Origin of the sequence: Halogeometricum sp. S1BR25-6 (genome assembly GCF_031624495.1) — an archaeon.
GTDB classification, from domain to species: Archaea; Halobacteriota; Halobacteria; order Halobacteriales; family Haloferacaceae; genus Halogeometricum; species Halogeometricum salsisoli.
Map to the genome: position 1 here is coordinate 69,289 of NZ_JAMQOP010000005.1, position 20,176 is coordinate 89,464.

The 20,176-nt window shown below is 54.7% G+C and carries 6 protein-coding genes and 1 pseudogene; 2 read left to right on the forward strand and 5 right to left on the reverse strand.

Features of this window, described 5'->3' with window-relative positions:
• Positions 1-2: 2 nt before the first annotated feature.
• From NDI76_RS19540 to NDI76_RS19550, 3 genes are all read right to left on the reverse strand, one after another.
• Positions 3-1,184, reverse strand: coding sequence for a hypothetical protein (locus tag NDI76_RS19540; protein WP_310925854.1), 1,182 nt, complete (start codon positions 1,182-1,184; stop codon positions 3-5).
• On the reverse strand, positions 1,177-2,922 hold the full coding sequence (locus NDI76_RS19545) for a DEAD/DEAH box helicase (protein ID WP_310925855.1): 1,746 nt from the start codon (positions 2,920-2,922) through the stop codon (positions 1,177-1,179). Before NDI76_RS19545 ends, NDI76_RS19540 begins: the two co-directional genes overlap by 8 nt.
• Positions 2,923-3,179: 257 nt before the next feature.
• Positions 3,180-6,158: an HNH endonuclease gene (locus tag NDI76_RS19550; RefSeq protein WP_310925856.1), complete on the reverse strand. Its 2,979-nt coding sequence runs from the start codon at positions 6,156-6,158 to the stop codon at positions 3,180-3,182.
• A 180-nt stretch (positions 6,159-6,338) separates the two neighbouring features.
• Here NDI76_RS19550 and NDI76_RS19555 point away from each other — a divergent pair, with 180 nt between their 5' ends.
• A complete protein-coding gene (locus tag NDI76_RS19555; protein ID WP_310925857.1) occupies positions 6,339-12,950 on the forward strand; it encodes a sacsin N-terminal ATP-binding-like domain-containing protein in 6,612 nt (2,203 codons plus the stop codon).
• 128 nt (positions 12,951-13,078) lie between these two features.
• Here NDI76_RS19555 and NDI76_RS19560 read toward each other — a convergent pair whose 3' ends face one another.
• Together NDI76_RS19560 and NDI76_RS19565 are read right to left on the reverse strand one after the other, a co-directional pair.
• A complete protein-coding gene (locus tag NDI76_RS19560) occupies positions 13,079-14,644 on the reverse strand; it encodes a hypothetical protein (protein ID WP_310925858.1) in 1,566 nt (521 codons plus the stop codon).
• Entirely contained in the window at positions 14,637-16,577 is a 1,941-nt protein-coding gene (locus NDI76_RS19565) for an AAA family ATPase (protein ID WP_310925859.1), read from the reverse strand. The genes NDI76_RS19560 and NDI76_RS19565 overlap by 8 nt, the downstream gene beginning before the upstream one ends.
• A gap of 694 nt (positions 16,578-17,271) precedes the next feature.
• Here NDI76_RS19565 and NDI76_RS19575 point away from each other — a divergent pair.
• Positions 17,272-19,966, forward strand: a pseudogene (locus tag NDI76_RS19575) (DUF1156 domain-containing protein).
• Positions 19,967-20,176: the final 210 nt, after the last annotated feature.

Sequence of the window (20,176 nt, forward strand, 5' to 3'; positions counted from 1 at the left end):
ACTCAGGAATCGGTGGAATCCGGACCACCTACACAGCAATCCCCGACAAACTGATTTCCTATCTGATGCACCGGGTTGGTGTCGGTAATCGGTTGCTCACATCTATCGCACGAAACCCGTTCAAGCGGACCGATTCCTGGTGCGAACGCGATCGTCTTCGAGATCGATCCTGAGGCTGCTGAATCTATCAGCTCAAGCTCACCACGCTCATAGGTTACAGCAGTTACCGCAACGGGGCTTATCGAAACGCGAACAGCGTGCCGGTCAAGGATGTCCGACCGCTTGTCCGGGAAGCCGGTGTTGAGTTCCGTCTGGATCCGGTCGCGTTCATCCTCCAGTACGACTTGCTCGTCGGTCAGCTCCTGCCGACGACTGAGCGCTTCGACTCGTTCCCCCTGGCTGCTGGCCGCCTCAATCTCGTGCGAGGCCTTAGAGAGCTCATCATCGATCTGCTGGAGCCGCTCGTGAATGTTCTGCAGCTCCTGTTGCTGGAGCTGCTGGTACTGCGCGATCTCCTCGGCTGCCGCCTCTGAGGCCTTCTGCTGGAGCTCTTCGAGCTCCGGCCTGACCTCGGCTTCGACGGCCTGCTGTGCGGTGTCGAGGGCCTGTTCGACTTGCTCGTCATTGAGCTCGGGCGGTCGGGGTCCGGTTTCATCCGTATCGACAACTGTCTCGAGGTGATCGAGGAGTCCCGTCGCGATTTCGGGGTTCGGGTCTCCCGTCTGCAGGTCGATAGCCACCGCTCGCAAAAATTCGGTCTGGTATTCGCTGACTGTCTCGACGCTCACCCGGAAGAGAAAGCAGAGTGCCTCTCGGTCGTAGAGTGGATAGAACGTGTACTCGGTCGTGTCTGGATCGGAAACGAGCCACGTTGGCAGGTCGACGGGCGCCGTCTCACGGGTGAGCGTCGCTGATCCGAGGGGCTGGGCCGCCATCGCGGTATCAACCAGCTCGTGGAAGAGCTTGCTCTCAGGCGTGAGGCGAGCATCGCTCTCGTTCTCGCCGAGCTGATTCCCGAGGCCGATCGTGAATGTCCGGTCGTCCGTGGAGAGGGGGTGGTCAGTCGGTAGTTTAACGTGCCAGCGGTCGGTCCGTGCGTCGATCGACGCGCCGAACGATTCGAGATACGACCGAGCGAATGACTCGACGGCTGCCTGCGTCACCGAGCGGGCTGCATCAGGCATCGCTCGTCCCCAGATCGAATCCCTCGAAGACGCCACTATTGAACTCATGAAGCTTCTCAGCCAGTTCCTGCTGTTCCTCTAGGTCAACGGCCATCGCGTCGAAGTCATTCTCGAGTTCCCGCTCCGTGTCAGCGTGCATCAGCCGCTCGAACACTTCGTCCTCGAAACTCTGGTCGTCGCCTTCAAGGCGCGTGAGGACGGCGCTAAGCTCACCGACGGTCTGCTGGAAGAGATCGATCTTGTGAAAGAGCTTCTCGACGACGTACTCTTCGATCGTATCTTCGAGGGCCATGTTGAACACGTAAACGTCGCGTTTCTGGCCAATGCGGTGGATGCGACCGATTCGTTGTTCGACCTTCATCGGGTTCCACGGTAGGTCGTAGTTGACCATCACGTTGCAGAACTGGAGGTTCCGCCCCTCGTTCATCGCATCCGTTGAGACAAGAATACCACCCTCCTCACGGAACGCATCGATCACGGCCTCTTTCTCCGAACTGGAGAGACCACCGTGAAAGGCATGGGTCGTGTAGTCCTGCTCGTCGAGGCGGGAGATAATCGCCCAGAGCGTCGGAAGGAACTGCGTGAACACGATGACGCGACTCTTAGGGACGTGGTCGCGGGCCTCCTCGACGATGTCGTCGAGCCGATCGAGTTTCGTAACCGTTTCGATGGTCTCAATCATGTTGCGGATTGACTCGAGTTCGTCCCGGTGAGTCAGTTCGTTCAGTTCGTCCAGCTGCTTGTCGATTGTCTGCTTGAGCGCGAAGGGACTGGAGACGATCTCCTTCTGAAGTGTCGCGAGCACGAGGTGCTGGCCCTGGCTTTCAGCGTACCGGTTCCGGACGTACTCAGTCAGCGCCTGGTAGAGGTCTAACTCGGCGTCGGTGGGTTTGAACGAGCGTGTGTAGATGTGTCGATCAGTGAAGTCGATGTCTGTCTCGTCCCGGCGGTTCCGAATCATGACCTGTCTGAGTCGCTCCTGGAGCGTCTCGCGGTTGATTAGCGTCTGCTGGCCGGAGTCCGTGAAGTAATTGTGGAACACGTCGCGGGAACCGAACAGCCCCGGGCGGAGCAGCGAGACGATGTTGTAGAGATCGGTGAGTTCGTTTTGAATCGGTGTGGCAGTGAGGAAGAACGCGTAGTTGTAGCGTAGCTCCTCGATTAGGTCGTAGCGGTTCGTCTCCTCGTTTTTGACGTAGTGAGCCTCGTCAAGGACGAGCACGTCCCACCGGCGGCGGAGAACGGTTTCTCGGTAACGGTTAGACTTGGCAGTGTCTATTGAGGCGATGATGTGGTCGTGGGCGTCGAAGCCCTCGAAGTCGTCGTCGTAGTTACAGACAAATTCGAGGCCAAACTTCTCGAAGAGTTCCGCCTGCCACTGCTTGGCGAGTTGGGCGGGGGTGAGGATAAGCACCGAGCTATCGGTGTCTCGGTAGTGCATCTCCTTGAGGATCATTCCAACCTCGATCGTTTTTCCGAGGCCGACCTCGTCGGCGAGAAGAGCTTTTCCGTCCATCTCAAAGAGGGCTCGGTGAGCCGCGTCGACCTGGTGTTCGAGGAGTTTGACCGCCTCTTCGTCGAGTTGCTGGAGAGACTGGAGTTCCTTGGAGGGCTGGCCGGCATGGAGGCGGAGGGCTTCGAGGGTGGTTTGGTGTGTGGCGTGGGATTTGGTGGGGTTGAAGATGTGGTTGGCGTCTTTGTGGGTGATAGAGAGGTTAACGGACGGTCCCCGGGGCATATTCGAGTTATGCAGGGCAGTTGGTAAAGAGTATTCGCTCTGATGTGATCACAAATTCTGAATGTATATTGATCAGAATGCTATTGAGATCCGGGAGTTGACATATCTATTTTTATTCCGAACATATTCACCAGACAGCGTAGCTTTAAGCGGTGAGGAACAGGATTTGCAGTTCGTCTATAAGAACGACAATACCAACGTCGTCGGCAAGCGCCATTCATTCGTCCAGTAAGAAAGGGCAGTACTAGGTTGAGTCACTACTTGGTGCCGAGAGATGCTAACCCAGACTCTAGCTTCTCGTGAAGCAGGTTGTTCAACGCATTACCATTAGCGCCATGATGGATACGCTTGTGACAGGTTGGACAGACTGCAACGACCTTGTCCGGGTGATCTGCCCCTCCATCCGATAGCTCGTCGACATGATGGGCCTCAAGATACGGTTCACCATTAGGCGTCTCGAACGGAGCTGGTTCGTCACATGCCTCGCAGATTCCATCTGCTCTAGCTTTCACGTACTCCTTAATTGCCGCTGAACGTTGGTAGCGCGATCCACCACCGCTATTCGAGGTATCTCGGATTGGATTATTGGAGGCATTGGCTTCAGCTCGCTTCCGTAGTCGTCGGAGTTCATGTTCGGGTATATTCCGTTGTTCTCGATTGGTATTAACTGAAACGTCAGTATCGATTTCTCGGTCAGATGCTCTTGCAGATGTTTCAACCTCCTCTGAGCTCGTCTCTGAATTAGAAGAATTTGTATCTCGATTTTCCGAGTGAGCAGGAGAATCAGCAGTTGTAGTGTTCTGTTCACTACTCTCTGTTTTGCTTTCACTCAAGGAGTATTCCATCTCCCCAGCAGTAGTCGCTTCATCTGTCACTCCTGTCCTTTCACTCGTAACCGTCTCGTCTGGTTCAGTTGGCTCACCTGGGCCGGACAGTTTTGCTGAGTCCTCTGACGACGGAATTCCTCCAGTACCGTCTGTCGAATCATCTGCTAGTCTAACTGTCTCGGCGGTCTTGTCGGCACTGATCGTTGAATCAGATTCAGCTACCTCTTCAATAACGTGAACATCCAGTGCCTCATCTGTGTGAGGATCATTCAAAATAGCCAATGTGAGACTCCAACGGAGTTGTTCAATCTGCTGAGAACCATCTATAAACCGATGGATCTCCTTCGGTTCTCTCTCGAATCCCTTTGCAAGTTGTTTGATTCGTTGGATTGCCAGCGGATGGGGGAACACCGGCTCGAAATCAGAATCATCTGCTTTGACTGTCTCCATAGCGCTGGTGAAATGAGCGATCGCTTCTTTGGCTAATGGAAGGAAGCCGAAATTAGCCGCTATCCTCTGTAAACCATTAGCCTCAGTATTGTTTCCGCTCCTAGCTCGCTTCGTCGCTTTTACCAGCTTTCTGTATGCCGTGATTTCGCTTTCAATTGCAGAGCAGTAGTTGTCTGGAATTAGTTCTGCATGGAGACTGTTTTCTAACTCGTTCAACTGATTCTGAGCATCATCAAAATCGCCCATAGACAGTGCATCTTCAACAGCCGTGAAGCATGCGCCTCGCCGAGCGTCAGCATCAAGATAGACGTCCACTGTGGCTTTGTAGGTATTTTCCCAATGTTTGACTGCCTCGGAGAACGCCTCTCGTCTCGTTGCGAATAATGCCCGTTGGAGATGAACAAGACCGGGTTTGAGTCGATACCACCCATCGTTATTCTGCCAGCCGACGATTGTTCCCTCACCAAGATACTCTGCCTGACTCTGGAGAGCCACCGCAACACTCGAATCTGATGGGAATAGGTCTGGAACTACCATTGGGTTCGAGTATCCGCCGGATTCAGTGTCGAGCCAGGCCAATCCAGCATACACATGGTCTCCGGACACTTGGGCGGGGAGAACCGACCCTGGTTCAATCGAATCATCTATCATAAGCGACGGCATTGTTCCACGGAGCCCATCGATCCTAATATCTGAGACCTGTACTGTCAGCTGTTCCGGCTCAATTGGTTCATCGAATGGGATCCAAATTGGAACATCAGCGAAACTGCCACGCATATATCCGTTCTCAACGGATTTTACATCGACAGTTATCGTACTTTCCTTAGTAACCCCTTTTATTCCTGGATGAGATTCAAAATATCCTTCAATACCGTCAGAGTCAACCCGGTCAACTGTTACGTTCAGCTCTTCGGGTATTTCTTTAACTGCCGAATCTTGTCGAATTCCAATCGGGACATTGCGATAATACCCGACAATACTGTGTTCCTGCCATTCAATATTAGAAACCGTGACAGTCGATCCCACACCGAATTCATCAGTTTTGAACTGTCGGAAGTCAACTTCCCCGAGAATTCGATTTCGGTCGCTTTCGGTAACCTCAACCTCTGCTTCACCTTGGTATGTATGTTTACCACCGGTTACAAGGATAGGAACTCCATCACTAAGAACACAAGTTTCTTCATTTTGATATGGGAGATGCAACTCCGTAGTTAGAACATCATTGACTGTTGGATGGTCTGATGGCGGCAATGGTTCGATACTGGCAGTAATAACGGGAGGGCCAACGTCTTGAATAGCGACTTTCACTACGTCACCTACGTCAGCTGGAGACCCAGTGAGCTTAACCGGGAGACCTTCAAGATGGCCATATGCAGTCGATCCAACATGCGATTCAACAGTAATCGCGAAGACGTCACCAGGAGTCGCTGTAGACTTGAATTTCTTATCAGGTAAAATGGCAGTCATCACGTCACTGTCAATATCAGTTACTTGGACGTTGTAGATCCTCCCAACTTCCAGCATCGGGAAATTGATTCGGATAGGTTGACCACCTTCAAGGATAGCAAAACTAAATTCGTCTGCTGCAAAGGCAATCGTCAAATCCACGTAATCTCCGAGTCCGATGGATTCTGGTTGCAGCTCAGTTATTTCTCCGGATTTTCTGAGAATCTCGTCAGTCTCATCTGAATCAACTGACGAGATTGAATTGGCAATCTTCTGTTCAAGCTTGCTGCGGCGATATGGTGCGGCCTCTAGGAACTCCTTGAAATATTGTTCTATGGGCTTCTGAGGTGTCAAACAGACAGCCCAATCTCCTAACGGAAGAGCAAGAACTTGTTGACGGACGACCGACTTCTCCATCGGGCCGAGGTTGTACTCAGTTCTACCATCTTTCACCATTGCGTTTCCAGACCCGCTAATTCGATCTACTTCCCCGATGAACATTTCCTGACCCATTAGCGAAATCCTCCGAACATCTACCTACGAATAATATCTATGTAACGATAACTCTGGCGAGGAGAACTATAATATTGAGGATATCAATTGGCGAATACCGGTAGTCAGCAATCCTTTCGAGGTTCAGATTTAATTATGAAGGGTTCGGACTGTTACAGAACTGTTGCCTCGGTGGATAGAATGTCACAGACACAGCTTATACAAGACACGATCGCTGACCGCTGTCGCACCGAACACCAGGAACTGCTCGATGGGCTGGCGAACAAGAGCGCCTGGAGCAAAGAGGCCGAACTCGGTGCCGGAAACCGGATGGTTGCGTCGACCCACGACAATCGGACGATTCTGGAACTGGTTCAGAACGCCCGCGACGCGATTCGGGAGGGACCGGCCGACTGCGGCGCCGTCTCGATTATCGTTGGCCCGGAATCGCTCTTGATCGCCAACACCGGCGCCCCATTTCGCCTACACGACGAAGACGTGTTTGAGGCAGTCACGTCGCTCGGCCGCTCCGAAAAAGCACGAAAGCGTGGTTCGATCGGCGAGAAAGGCGTTGGGCTGAAGTCGGTCCTCCAACTGAGCGAGGCGTTCTCCATTCGGTCGACAGTCGACACAGACGCTGGCGACGGAACGACATCAGTGGCAGCACAGTTCTCCCGTGCCCGTACCAGCCGGATGTTACTCGGGGCTTATCGGCAGCTACTCGATTCCGACACCGAGTTTTACGACCAGCTTACTGAGGGCAAGTGCAGTACGAAGACGGTCGATGCATGTCGGGACTTACTGGAGGATCTACCTGTTAAGGTGGCGGACTGGGATGATGAGCCGGTTCCTCCCCATGTGGATGTGAACGGTATCACGCGAGCAGCTGCGGCTGGGAAGACACCACCGAGCCCGCTCAATGTGCTGGGCGATCTTCCGCGGCTGTCACTGTTCCGCTACCCGTTCGTCGCGGTGGATGGGGCTGGGCAGGATACCCCTACAGAACAGCTTGCCGAGCGACTGTTGCAGGCGGAGGAAAGTAGTGGCACTGCCACAGCGCAACTCGGTAAGCGGCTCACTGATCGGTTGGAGCAAGCTACGGGGCAGTATCAGACCGTTGTAAAGCTCGATTACACCGATCGCGACTGGTCCGAACTCCTGGACGCGATCGGGGGACGGTTAGACGACATCGATTCGGATGCTGTGGCTCAGTTCGATGATTACCGCGAGACGCCACGGGTGGCTGAACTCGGCACGTACCAGCAGGACAGACAGGAGGAGTTCTGGGACGAATGTACTGCGCTGACGCCCGAGACGCTCATCCTCCTCGGCCAGCTGGAGCGCATCGACTTCCTGAAAGTCAGTCGGAACGGTACGGACGGCCAGCTCGAACTCGAGGAGTATCGGGACGTGTCGATCCAACCGGGCGAGACTCGCTCGTCTGGACAGGAATCCTTGATCGAGCGGCAGACAGTGACGGTCGAGGAGCGCGAAGGCAATACGGAAACCAGCTCGACGCTTCGGAAGGAGTTCCGGCTTTACTCGCGTTCTTTGGATCCTGCCGATCTTCCGGATACCGACGACGACACGTCGACCGAGGACAAGGACGATTATTACGACGTCCGGATACTCTTCGAGCGGCCACGTCCAGCGGATGACCAGTGGGCGCCGACGGCGAAACCGCTCTCACTCTACTACCCTATCGAGGAGGCCCGGACGCCATTCCCGTTCGTGGTCCATGCGCCGTTCCAGGTCAGTTTCGATCGCCAACGTCTGGAGTCGGACGATCCGCTCAACCACGCCTTGCTGAACGAGCTTCCGGGAATCGTCGCGACAGCTGCGGAGGACCTGGCTCGAGCTCGGGCGGATTCTATGGCCAGAGAAGAGATGGCCAACGCCTATCGCCCGTGGCTACCGTGGCTGTTGCTGCCAGTCGCGGATGTCGCCGAGCGGACACCTGAGTTCCTCTACAAGGCGATCGAGCAGACGCTCGCACGCCTGCGCGAAACGTCGCTCGTCCCAGTTGACGGAGGTGGGGTTCGGAACCCGACGGAGGTGTTGCTGGATCCGGATCGCCTGACGGCGTTCGAAGCCCTCCGGAATCACGAGGACGATGGCGAGGCCCCGATCCCTCCAAAATCAGTAATTGCCAACGGACAGCAGTGGCGTGACCGGGCGGTCGAGGCTAGTATCCTCGAATCCGACCGATTTCGGACACACGCGGCCCGAATTGGGCTGACGACGGTCATCGATCAGCTATTCGACGACGAGACCGGCCGTGGCTGTATCGATATTCTCCGTGAACTCTGGGGTATCAACCCAGAAGACAGCACGGCTGCTGGCGTCGAGACGGACTGGGCCGTGTCGGTCGAAAAGGAGCGATACGCAGTCGCGTATTTCGAGGCCATCAAGGCGGCTCTCGACCGACACGGAGACACGGATGACGAGGGCGACGACGTTGGCGATGCGGCGCGACAGCTGGGCCAGTGGCGCGTTCCGCTCTTGCCGGCAGAAGCACACACCGGCGATGGAGATGTCGATGTAGGGGGCGACTCAGGTCAAACCACACATCTCGTCCGGGCAGCATCGCGGGCGAGGGGTAAGGATGCGCCCCAGTATCAGCGAAGCGAGCGAATCGTCTTCCGCCGAACTGAGAAGCGTGAATCCGGGGATCGACAGGTCGACCGACTGCCGACTCCTCCTACTGGGCTGCCCGTGTTCATCATCCCATTCGACACCCACTGGGACGGGTTACTAAAGCAGCATAGTCGTACATGGGGGACACGAGAACTTGATAGCCCGACCGTGTTCTATCGCCGTGTCGCCGCCGAGGCCGGCGGCTTCTCGACAGACCCCGAGTTTGACATCGAGGTTCTCAGCTATCTCGTCCAACTGTATCGACAGATCACAGCAAGTAGCGGGAGTGACTGGCTCGTCCCCGAACCATACGTACAACGTCGCTTCAACGACGTGGAGAAACTGGTGCGCTCCGGCTCGTTCGGCGCTACTCCAGATGATTACGAGACGTTCGTCGAGCGTCGTTATACACAGCGGATTCCCCTGCCAAGTGCGGATGGAAGGTCTCAGCCTGCCGAGGAACTGGTCTTCAGTTCAGCGTGGGCGGATCGCTTCTTCGAAGCGGCAGAGATGCTCGCGGCTGACGACCATATTGAGGACCCGTTCGAGGATGAAGATGAGGAGCGAATTCGACCAGGGCAGCTCCGACGATGGGGTCACGCGATCAAATGTGCGGATGTTGCCGTTCCAACGTCACGGCCACGGCTCGCCCCACCCGACGATGAGCAGTGGGACGGGCTACTGGATCGCGTCGATGTGACGAAAGAAGAAGGGGGTATCTGGCGGCTGAACTGTCTCATCCACTTGGGCGTGCAGATCGGTCCACAGATCGACTGGGCGTGGCTCTTCCCGGGGCGCGGCAAACAGGAGCGTCGTACCGGGTCGATTTCCGCCAGCGAGGCGCAATCACTAGCCGCAGGGGAGGTGTCGGTCGAAGAGGATTCGCCGTTCGAGCCGCCCGAGACACTGGTTCAGCGGTACTGCGAGATCTCGTGGCGAGCCGAGAATCACCCCGCCTTCACCGCGGATCACTCTACGATGTGTCAGCGTAACTGGTTGGACTGCAATCCTGCTACGTGGGCTGGTGGAGGAAGCGACGTGGCCATCCTGACGTGGTGGTATTTTACGGAGCTTGACGCGATTGCGGATCCTGAGCAGGCTGCTGCCTATCGGGATGCTATCGTCTTGCTGTGGCCCGAACTTGAGGACGCACTGCTGGAAACGGCATGGGTCTGTGATGGTCACAACCTGAAGGAGCCGGACGAGACGATCCCGGCGCTCGGGCTAGTTCAACTTCGGGAAGCGGCTCTCTGGCCGGTCGAGGAGCTGGGTGCAGAAGACGACGGTGCCGACGAGTTCATCGATCTGGACCCGGAGCGGCTCCACACAGCGACCTACCTTGTCACAACCGCTGATGAACAGCCACGGGGCGCCGAGCAGTATCTTCCGCGACTCGATTTCGCGGCACTCAAACAGAATGTGGAGTTACGACTATTGGAGTCAGACGGTCTGCCCAACGCACTCAATCTCAACGCCGTGGCACAGGGACTGGGTGCGATCGCCGTCGAGGAGTTGACAACTGCGGCGGCAGCTGTCCGGCTCGACTGGTTCTTGGACCGCCGATCAACTTCCGGCGGAGCAGTGGATAGGCCCCTTCGTGAACTCCAGTCCGCGTTCACGATACGGGCGAACAGTGCTCCTGCGTATGGCCTGATGCGGCGGTTGGTTTCAACAACCCATCTCAAACGGGAGCTCTCTGATCAGGCACCACAGCAGGCCTGGCAACGACGTGATATCTGGCATACGGGGACGCGTGTCCCCATCACCCGAAACCAGAATTCGTTCTCGCTGGCGATCGGTGCCGAGGCCTCGCCTGTGGATAGGATCGACATGCGGATCTACTCGAAACAGCTCCCGCAGTATGCCCGTGATCAACTAGAGCCCACTGGGGTCGGGATCGTGGAACGGCCACGCAGAGAGGCCGCCGAGGTTGCGAATGTGCTCGGACGCGGTACCGGCGAAGACTTGGCCGTCGATTTCGGCATCGAGAAACGGACGCAGGTTCCGGAGCTGGAGACTGTTAGTGGCGAGCACGAGGACATCGTTGGGAATGACGCGATTACCGACCTCCGGCAAACGCTACAAGGCAAGCTCGAATATCTCCTCGCCGCCTATCTCGCGAGCTCACAGTCGCCGGATCTAGAAGATGCGTACATGAAGCTGTCGATCGCCATGAAAAAAGACATCGGGATCGTCGCAAGCGACAGCACCGGAGCGATGCGCCGCCGCTCGGCGGAGTGGACTCCCGTCGAGAGCGCGGCGACTGGCGGACCGCGAATCGCTATATTCAGCGATGCATTAGCGGAACACCGGGACGGTGCGAACGAGGGGATTCCGGCCTACCTTGCAGCAGAGGGCCTCGCTCAGGTAATCGAGCAGTACGATCTTCGTGAGGTGTTCGAGAACATCCTCTTCAAGCGTCGGGAAGCGCTTGATTCTGAATATCAGGACGAGTTGCAAACCGTCGAGCACGAAGTGACCGCGCTTCGTGAGCGGCGGCTCGACCGAGTGAACAGAGCGCTGACGGCGCTCGTCGAAACCGTCGACCCTGGGGCTGGTCTCCCCGACGTGGACAGTCCCGATATCGAGGCAGCCCTTCGTGATCTTAGAACTGCACGGAGCATTGTGGAGAACGATGACGACCGCCATCTGCTACTCGACGGGTGGCTAACGTGTCTGCAGGACGTCGGACTGTCGCTAGGGGTCGCAGCCTCGTGTATCGAAGCTGCCGCGACCGACGACGAGGGAACTCGACAGGAACTGCTGTGTACTGTCGCTGGTGGCGTGTCGATAGACTTGGACGAACTGGTGGACTCTGATCCGGTGTGGCGGATTATAAACGACTGGCAGGTATCGGATGCTGCTGCACAGCTTCGCGACTATCTGGCCGCCGTGGTGAAACTACAGACGTTCTGGGCCACGCTTGACGATCACGAGGATGGGGGTGAGGAGGCGATCGAACTCGCCATTAGTCGTGCACGGCATGAGGATGCACCGCCCGGACCGTTAAGCAAAACGAGTTCTTTCATTCCATATCCGGAACGACTCCCCAAGGCGATCCAGCAGCGACCACTCGGTGCGCTGGCCTACGTTGATGACGGGCCGATTCCGACAGTGCTGTGGACAGCCGTCACCGACTGGTGTCAGAAAGAACGGACCGCGTTGGTGTCGTCGGATGTCGTGTTCGACGACGAGCGAATAGAGAAACTCCTCGATGGGCTCGTGGCCGCTGTTGCTGAGCCACAGCATTCCGGAGAGTCCGTTCGGAAGGCGTTTTCGGACTACACCGGCGGGGGAATAGGCACATCTCGAACGAGAGTGAAACAGCGGCGGCAGGAGCAGACCACGAGATGGGTGTCGAACGAGGACGAGCAACTCGAAACTATCTCGACAACTGGTTTGTCGGCAGCCGGATCGCCAGCGAGCAATGGGTCGCCATCCGTGGGGAACACACGTGGGACTGGAAGCGACCACCAGAATGCAGAAATCGACGACGAACGCGGCCGCGAAGGGGAGTTAATCTGTCTCGGACGGATCTGGCAGCAGTTCCGCTCGGTATCAGCCGAGCAACGGGCGCAAATTCTCGACTTCATCGAGACGTGGCGTGAAGCAGAGGCGTGGCGGCTGCAATCTGTGGCGTCGATCGCAGGCTCACTTGATAGCGCTGCACTGGAGGATATGTCGGGGGCGGAATCGCTGCTCGATATCCTTCGTACGCCGGAGCTGGCGGATTCCTTCCGTGAGCGAGCCGCGTTCCACGCCATCTTCGACGTCTCCGATGAGCGGGGGCCGGGATTCGACCTCATCGACCCGTTCGGGGCGGCTACTGTGTCCGGGGACTCGTCCGAGTGGACGCCGGAGGATATGCGGCGCGTCGAGGTGAAAACGATCGCCGCCGACCGCGCTGCGAAGGGGCGCATTAAGCTCACTGGTAACGAGTTTCGAATGGCCCGGCGGCCAGGTCCAGGACACCATGGCGCTGGGGACGGGACGGTCTATCAGTATCTTGTTCGGATCGTCGCGCTACCGACGGGATGGCGAGAGAATGTCGCGGAAGCGACGGTTTGGGACATCGAGGACGTAATCTCGTTCGCTGAGTTCGACTCATCAGATGAGCCGCTGTGGGAGAAACTCCGCGGCGGGTCATTCTACGTAGAGTTCGGGACCGGGGACTGATTGAAGAAGTCGATTCCGTCTGTGTGAACACTCTATATGGGGTTGATTAGTGTATCCTAATCCGGTCATGGGCGGATTCCTTCGTCTACACGGCTGACATAGAGATCTGACTGTCTAACGAGTTAGTCCTACTCAAAGGGATGATCCGCGTCGTCTTCCCAGCCTTTGATTTGGATGCCTGGCAGGTCATGCTCCCGGATGATATTGGCGTGGCCGACGAACAGGCCTAACCCGAGCTCCGGACTCCGAAGGGGGTCGGGAGTGCTTCCCACGTACTCACGTTGGCCATCACGAGCTAACTCTATATCTTCGCCTGGCCGTGCATAGGCCCCGTACTCTAAGATTCTCTTCGTTCCCTTGATGACTTGGGGTTCGAAGTCATCGTGCACCAATACGACACTGTATTTGACTTCCCCGACGAACAGACGGATGAGCGTTGGGTCGTCTGCTGCGGCGTCCAACTCTAGTAGGACGATATCTGGAGTCATGCGACCGCTTTCGGATGCCTGACTGAACGCTTCATCGCGCATCCACCGCTGATGTTGGTGCACGTAGCCGACCCGGGTCGGGGCGCTTGCGCCGAACTCGTCAGTTGAGGGTGATGTAGGTGATGGATACCCCGGTTCTTGGAAAGACAAGAGGTCACGAAGATCGCCACTATCGCCGTAAGGATACTTCCCCTCCCAATCATTGAACAGGAGATATTCTGCACTATCATGTTCCCATCGGGCCAGGAGTTCACCACGATAGTCATCGTTCGTTCCCCCGGTGAAGGGTTCCAATTGATTCTCGACTTGCTCAACCTGATCGAGGAGTTTGAATATCCAGTATAGTTCGTAGACGTCCGAACCCTTTTCATTCTCTTCAGTGGGGTGGAACAGGTCTAGGCTGAGAAGGCTTGCTGCGTACTCCTCGTGTTCGTCAAACCAATCTGATCCTAACCCTCGGTAGTACTCAAGTAGAGCCGCCGCCTCCCGATACAGTCGGTCACGATCGGCTTTCACTTCCGTGATTTCTCGGTCGGTAACCGAGACGGCTTGGAAGTCGACGGCTTCGAAATGTGGATTATTCAGGATACGGTCCAGCTCTTGACGATACTCGCCCTCTGGGCCCCATCCCTCGAACCACGTTGGCCACTTACTATCCCCGACGACGTTACGCTTGAAGTCCGTATAGATGGCCTGGATTGTCGAGAGGACCGCAAACAGAACCCGATTCCGGGTCGAATAGGGCGTCTTCTCTCGAACGCGGCAAGCGAACTTCTGTGACCCTATGTCGCCGGTTCGATAGCGATACTGAACAGTCTCTCGCCAGTCTATATGACCCCGGACTGCCCCATCGGTGATTTCGACACGCTGGGTGACTGCCGGATCCAGTGACCGGAGCCTAGCAGGCAACAGTGAAATGAAATCCAGAACTCCGACCGGCTCTCCATATCTATCTCTGAGCCCTGCCGTTTGCTCGATCGGAATAGCGAACTCTTCGCGGCGTTTAGCCGTTCGTGGCTCCCACATCCCCGTTCGGAGGAAGTGATACGAAAGGACGTCGTCCAGCCCACGGATGTTGACTTTGGGGTCGAGATTCCTAATCCACCCTTCGGTATTGGTCACATCGCCGAGATAGCTCGTCAGGTACTCAGCACATTCTTTGACGATTTGCTCTGGTTCCGGCGCCCTGATATCACCGTTACTCACCATCTGATTCTATCTTGATGTCGAGGTACTCTCTGGTGAACTCCTCGGCAATATCGGGATCGAACCAGTCGCTACCACGGGTATCCATCATCGTCAATACATCCTCCATTCGGCTCGGCGGAAGGCCGTCAAGCTGTGGTAGCAACTTTGCCACGACTGCGTACTCGTAGTGCAATTCACCCGTCTGTTCGATACCGGTGAGCGTTTGCTCGAGGACATCTTTGATCACTCCAGGTCCGACCTTCTGATATTGTTGCACTGCATACCAGAAGTTGCTCAGGTCGGTCTTCAGGCGCTCTTGCACCTCAGTCTCGTCATCAATGTTATCAACGTTCGAAGAGTCGGGACATTCTACCTCCCAGACGTTCAGATACTCTTCTAGGAGACCTTTCCCGTTCTTGTTTAGGTCTTTGGCAGTCGGGGTGGGAATCGGGATGAACGCAAAGCGTCGCATGAACGCTCGGCTCATACGGTACAGCGACGATTTATCGACGGAGTTGATCGTCGCGATCAACCGCCAGTCTTCGGGGATGTAGTAGGTATGGGAGTTCACTCGCGGCTCTGTGATCGCGTTGGGGTTCCCGTTCAACTTGATCGGTTTTGTCGGTTCTTGGGTTGTATCGTCGAATGGTAGCGTGACGTTGTTGCCCGTCAATGCGGAGAACAGCGAGCCGAAGGCCTTGTCGATGTTCGCTCGATTTAGCTCGTCGATCACCAGCCACTCGTTTTTCGCCTCGATACCGCGGGTCCCTAGGCGACTCTCGTCCATGAATCGCTGGAGGAACAGGCCAGGGTGGAACTCGAGGTCGCCGTCACTCTGTGGTCGATACCCACCGATCGTGTCGAAGGTTGTCCAGTCGTCCGTCGCCGTCGCCATCTGGTAGTTGTGGGCGTAGTATTCAGCCACTTGCTCGGCAAGGTCGCTTTTCCCCGAACCAGGGGGACCGGTCAGAATGACGTGGTTCCCGCTTCGAAGCGCAATATCGATCTGTTCGATGACGGTTTGACTCCGTTCTTCGTCAGGTGGAAAATACAGATCAATATCGTCCGGGGTGCCGTCGACGTCTTCGAAGACGACCGGCTCCTTCCATAGATTGTAGCTCTCGAAGTAGCGTCGTTCGATTTGAGGCAACAGAGAATTCAGCGACTCCGGTAGCGTACCGGACTCGTGCTCACCGTATACGTCGGCCCGAAGTGAGTTCTTGATTGCCTCCTCACTTATGTCCTGCAATTCATGAACTCGTGAGAAGGCTTGTTCCCGCCGATCTTGCGCGGATTTACGTCGGTCAGTATTTGCGAGAAACTCATACACGAGATGCTCCAGACGTTGGGCTCGATATTGATTTTCGGCCCAATCATCCTCAAGTTCCTCATTCAGCTGTGTTCGGATCCACTCGATACGGTCACGCATCTGAAGAGCTTCATCAATGCGATCCGGAGTCACTGTGATTACAGTCTCACCACCCCGTTCACCGCGTGCTCTTAGACTCCGTGGCTGAATCGACATCCCGTTGTCACTCGCTCTTGTGAGGGTCTCGTCAGATACATAGGACTTGTGTGGATCGTTGTCATCTCCTGTGTCGTAGTGCGAATAGACTGCGTCGTCCCAGAAAGTGAACATATCATAGTTTTCGTTATATCCTCCGAGAATCACCTGATACTCTCCGTCTGGGTTCCAATCGCTGCCGCTTTCACGATCGGTGATTTCGTAGCCGTTTTCGTCTGTATTATCTAGGCGGACGTTTATCGCCCATCCGTGATCATCGTCACTATAGCTCGTCTCAAACAGATAGAATCGTGCTTGATTCGGAAGCGGGTCCTCTAGATCAACATCGAGTGGATTAGAATCAACACCAGAGTGTTTCTTGACGTACCCGCCTAAGGCATCCAAAAGAAGTTCACGAGGAGTCGGAGAAGGCATGCTGCGAGGCATATTTCTGCTACCTGCTGATACATCAATGAATCTTTTGTAAATGAGAGTTCCCGAATCATCAGGCTGCTAATAAGATTTAACATCGCCAAATACGAAATACGCCGAATGTCCGACCATGTAGCCCCGACCGGCGGTATATCTCCGAGATGTCAGGGTTCGAGATCGACAACGCGAAAGCCCGTGCTTGTTGTCCTCGGGCTCGAATGTCGAGTAGCGGAGTTCGACGAAAGTGTCATCACTCTCGTTGAATAGCCTCATTACCCGTCGCTAATTCGCATCGAGCGAGGCGTATGTTCTCGTCTTCACTTCAATTGCGATTGTTCACGGGATATCCGGACGAGTGTGTCAGGGGAGGCTACTCATATGGATTGTTGGATCTGCCTGCCCCTGGTTTCGTATCGTTTGATCATTCTTGTGTATCTCCTCGAATGTGAATCGTCGATAGTACCGAACCCGTGTGTAGATCGACTATGGAGAGATATGAACTCGAACACGGTAAAGAGGTCCGCCGGTCACTCTTCGATGATTAGCCTCTGGTACCTCCCGTGAACTCGCTCATTTCTCTTCCGATTTGCAGAGAGGGTTTGAAGCCAGTCATTGGCAAGCCCGAAGTCTATCGATGGGTGTGGGTTTCAGGCTGACGTGAGAGGGAGAAAAGCTATACAGGGTTCCCGGAAACAGTAGGTATACTTCGATGTCTGAAGAAGGCGGTCACTCTGAGGAAGGGGAGCAGGAGCGGACTACACTGCCGATCGAGAGGGGGTTCCCGATCGAACGGGTAAACGAGATCGCTGAGAAGGAGAGCCGGGCCAAGCAGTGGTATCGGCCGATCTACACCATGCACAAGTGGTGGGCACGTCGCCCTGGCTGTCTATTCCGGGCGATTACGCTCTACTCGCTGCTCGATGATGAGACGACTCTAGACGATGTAGAGGTCTACGAGCCTGGAGAGAACGAGACGCTCGGATTGAATGGGCTGAGCAAGGAAGACCTGCTAGAGGCGATTCAGGAGACTAGCATGGAGGACCCCCGAGCCGCTCTGGGAGTTCTATTCGAAGGATGTCCGTATCAAGGACAAGAAGATTCTGGACCCGTTCATGGGGGGTGGTACAACCCTTGTAGAAGCATCTAGGTTTGGGATAGAATCAACCGGATACGACCTTAACCCCGTAGCATGGTTTATTACAAAGAAAGAAATCGATGCTGGAAAAACTAATTCCCAGGAGTTACAATCGGCTTTCGATCGCGTCAAAGATGACGTCGCAGACGATATTCTCCAATATTATAAGACACCCTGTCCAAACGTAGATGGTGAGCATGATGCGGACGTAATGTACAATTTCTGGGTAAAGGAAGTAAACTGCGTTTCTTGTGATTCAGATGTCCCCCTTTATCGGGATTTCCGTATCGCTTCTGGTCGGTACGAGAACGATGACAAGGAGAACGTTCTCTGTCCGGATTGTGAATCTGTGATACTCGTTGACGATTGGCGAGGAGAATCGACGTGTGCTGAGTGTGGATTTGAGTTCAATCCTGAAGACGGGAACGTAGATTACGGCGATTATATTTGTCCTGCTTGTGCTCAAAAGTATCCCGTTACAGATGCTATTGAAGATCAAGGCGGCTTTGACTTACGGCTGTTTGCTGTGGAATACTATTGTCCTCACTGTGCAGAACAAGGACGGACTAAGAGTGAAGTTAAGGGTTATAAATCGGCCCAAGCAGCCGACCATGATCTATTTGAAGCTGCTAAGACCGATTGGGAAAATGCAGATGATCTTCGGCAGTATATTCCTGACAAACCCATTCGGCCAGGGTGGTCTACCGATGCCAATCAGTTTGAGGGTTCGATGTCCGGAAATGGGAATCTTCCTCGACACGGATATCATGATTGGACGGACATGTATAATGAGCGCCAACTCCTCTGCATCTCTTCACTAATTAAATCAATAAGCAGAATTGAAAAGCAGAATATCAAGGAGTATTTATTCTTGTCTATTTCTGGAGTTATGCACTACCATTCCACTTTCTGTTCTTATAATAGGGGTTATAATAAAATAGCAGACACATTCAAAACAAATCGGATGAATCCCTCCCTTGCTCCTGTCGAGAATAATGTTTGGGGGGGTGAATACGGTGCTGGTACATTCCTTTCTTCCTTTAGCATGGTACAGTCTGCAATCGAATACGCTCGAAATCCAACGGAAAGGATTATAGATAATGGAGAAACACACGAAACGTCACACTTCAGCCAGCCAATTGGTGGGTCAGCATCTGTATTCCAAGGTGATGCCAAGAATATCGATGGAGAAGATGAATACCAAGCTGTGATTACTGATCCGCCATATTACAATAATGTACTATACTCAGAATTGTCTGACTACTTTTATGTATGGCTAAAGCCAATGCTTGAATCGGAATACGAGTGCTTTCGGTCTGAACATACTCCCCGGACAGACAGTATTGTCGTAAACCCCGCCTCGAATAAAGATGAGACTGATTTTGAGGCCGAACTCCGTCAAGCCTTTGAGAAAATCCGTCGGGCATTAAAAGACGATGGGGTCTTAGTTTTCACCTACCATCACAGTGGCTCCGAATCTTGGGGTGAACTTCTTCAGGCGCTCTGCAACGAAGAATTTGAAATCACTGCGACTTATCCAGTACAGTCAGATATTAACAAGTTCACCAAGGGCGAAACAGTTGAGTTTGACATCGTGATTGTTGCTCGCCCCACAGAGTCACGGATGCCGATTTCTTGGAACACACTCCGTCGAAATATTCACAGAGCCGCCACTCAAGTTCAAGAAAAATTAGAAGAGAATAGAAACCTCTCTAGTGGGGATATCGGGGTTATCGAAATGGGACAAGCATTCTACGAGTACTCCAAACATCACAACGAAGTATACCGTGCCGGTGAGATCATGTCTGCCAAGGACGTTGTCGACGCTATCTATGGGATTATCCAATCGGGCAACCGTGGTGAGGAAGAGGTATATATAGATCTGCTGGAGGAATCAAGGCCAACATACAGTGACCTGAACAAACATCTTAAGCGATCCGACGCGTCGGAAGAGCTGATGCGAGAGATGTGCCTCTTTCGGACCGACTCCACGGAGTTCCAGCTCCTCAACTGGCGCGACGAGAAACGTCAGGCGTATGCCCAGAGCAAGGTCCAGGAGGACAACGGCGATCTGACAGATCTGGACAAGGCACACTTCCTGCGCTACCGATACGAGCAGGGGAAATCAACAGGTGAATACCTCGAACGGTGGGACATCACCGAACTGCAGGAGCTGTGCGAGGGTCTAGCAGAGGCGACCAGCGACGACACCTACCTGAAGATGCTCGGCGTCGATACCACGCTCGACGAGTACGGCGACGGAAGTTAGAGCCTCACCTATTTTCCTGCCGGTCCGCCGGTGGGGTGTTGTGCTTATTCTTCGATTACGCTGTTGCCGGGTCAGCTGAACCGGGAACAGTCACCGATCTCAGACTCGGGACATCAACGCATGCCAAAGAGAGTTCCAATCTCAGGTTAGAATATCGGCACTACAACCGGTTAGCGTTGTCTCTTGGAGATTACTTACATACCCATGTAT

Excerpts from the sequence above, each read along its gene's own strand:
- NDI76_RS19540 (WP_310925854.1), bottom strand. The coding sequence starts at position 1,184 with ATGCCTGATGCAGCCCGCTCGGTGACGCAGGCAGCCGTCGAGTCATTC.
- NDI76_RS19545 (WP_310925855.1), bottom strand. The coding sequence starts at position 2,922 with ATGCCCCGGGGACCGTCCGTTAACCTCTCTATCACCCACAAAGACGCC.
- NDI76_RS19550 (WP_310925856.1), bottom strand. The coding sequence starts at position 6,158 with ATGGGTCAGGAAATGTTCATCGGGGAAGTAGATCGAATTAGCGGGTCT.
- NDI76_RS19555 (WP_310925857.1), top strand. The coding sequence starts at position 6,339 with ATGTCACAGACACAGCTTATACAAGACACGATCGCTGACCGCTGTCGC.
- NDI76_RS19565 (WP_310925859.1), bottom strand. The coding sequence starts at position 16,577 with ATGCCTCGCAGCATGCCTTCTCCGACTCCTCGTGAACTTCTTTTGGAT.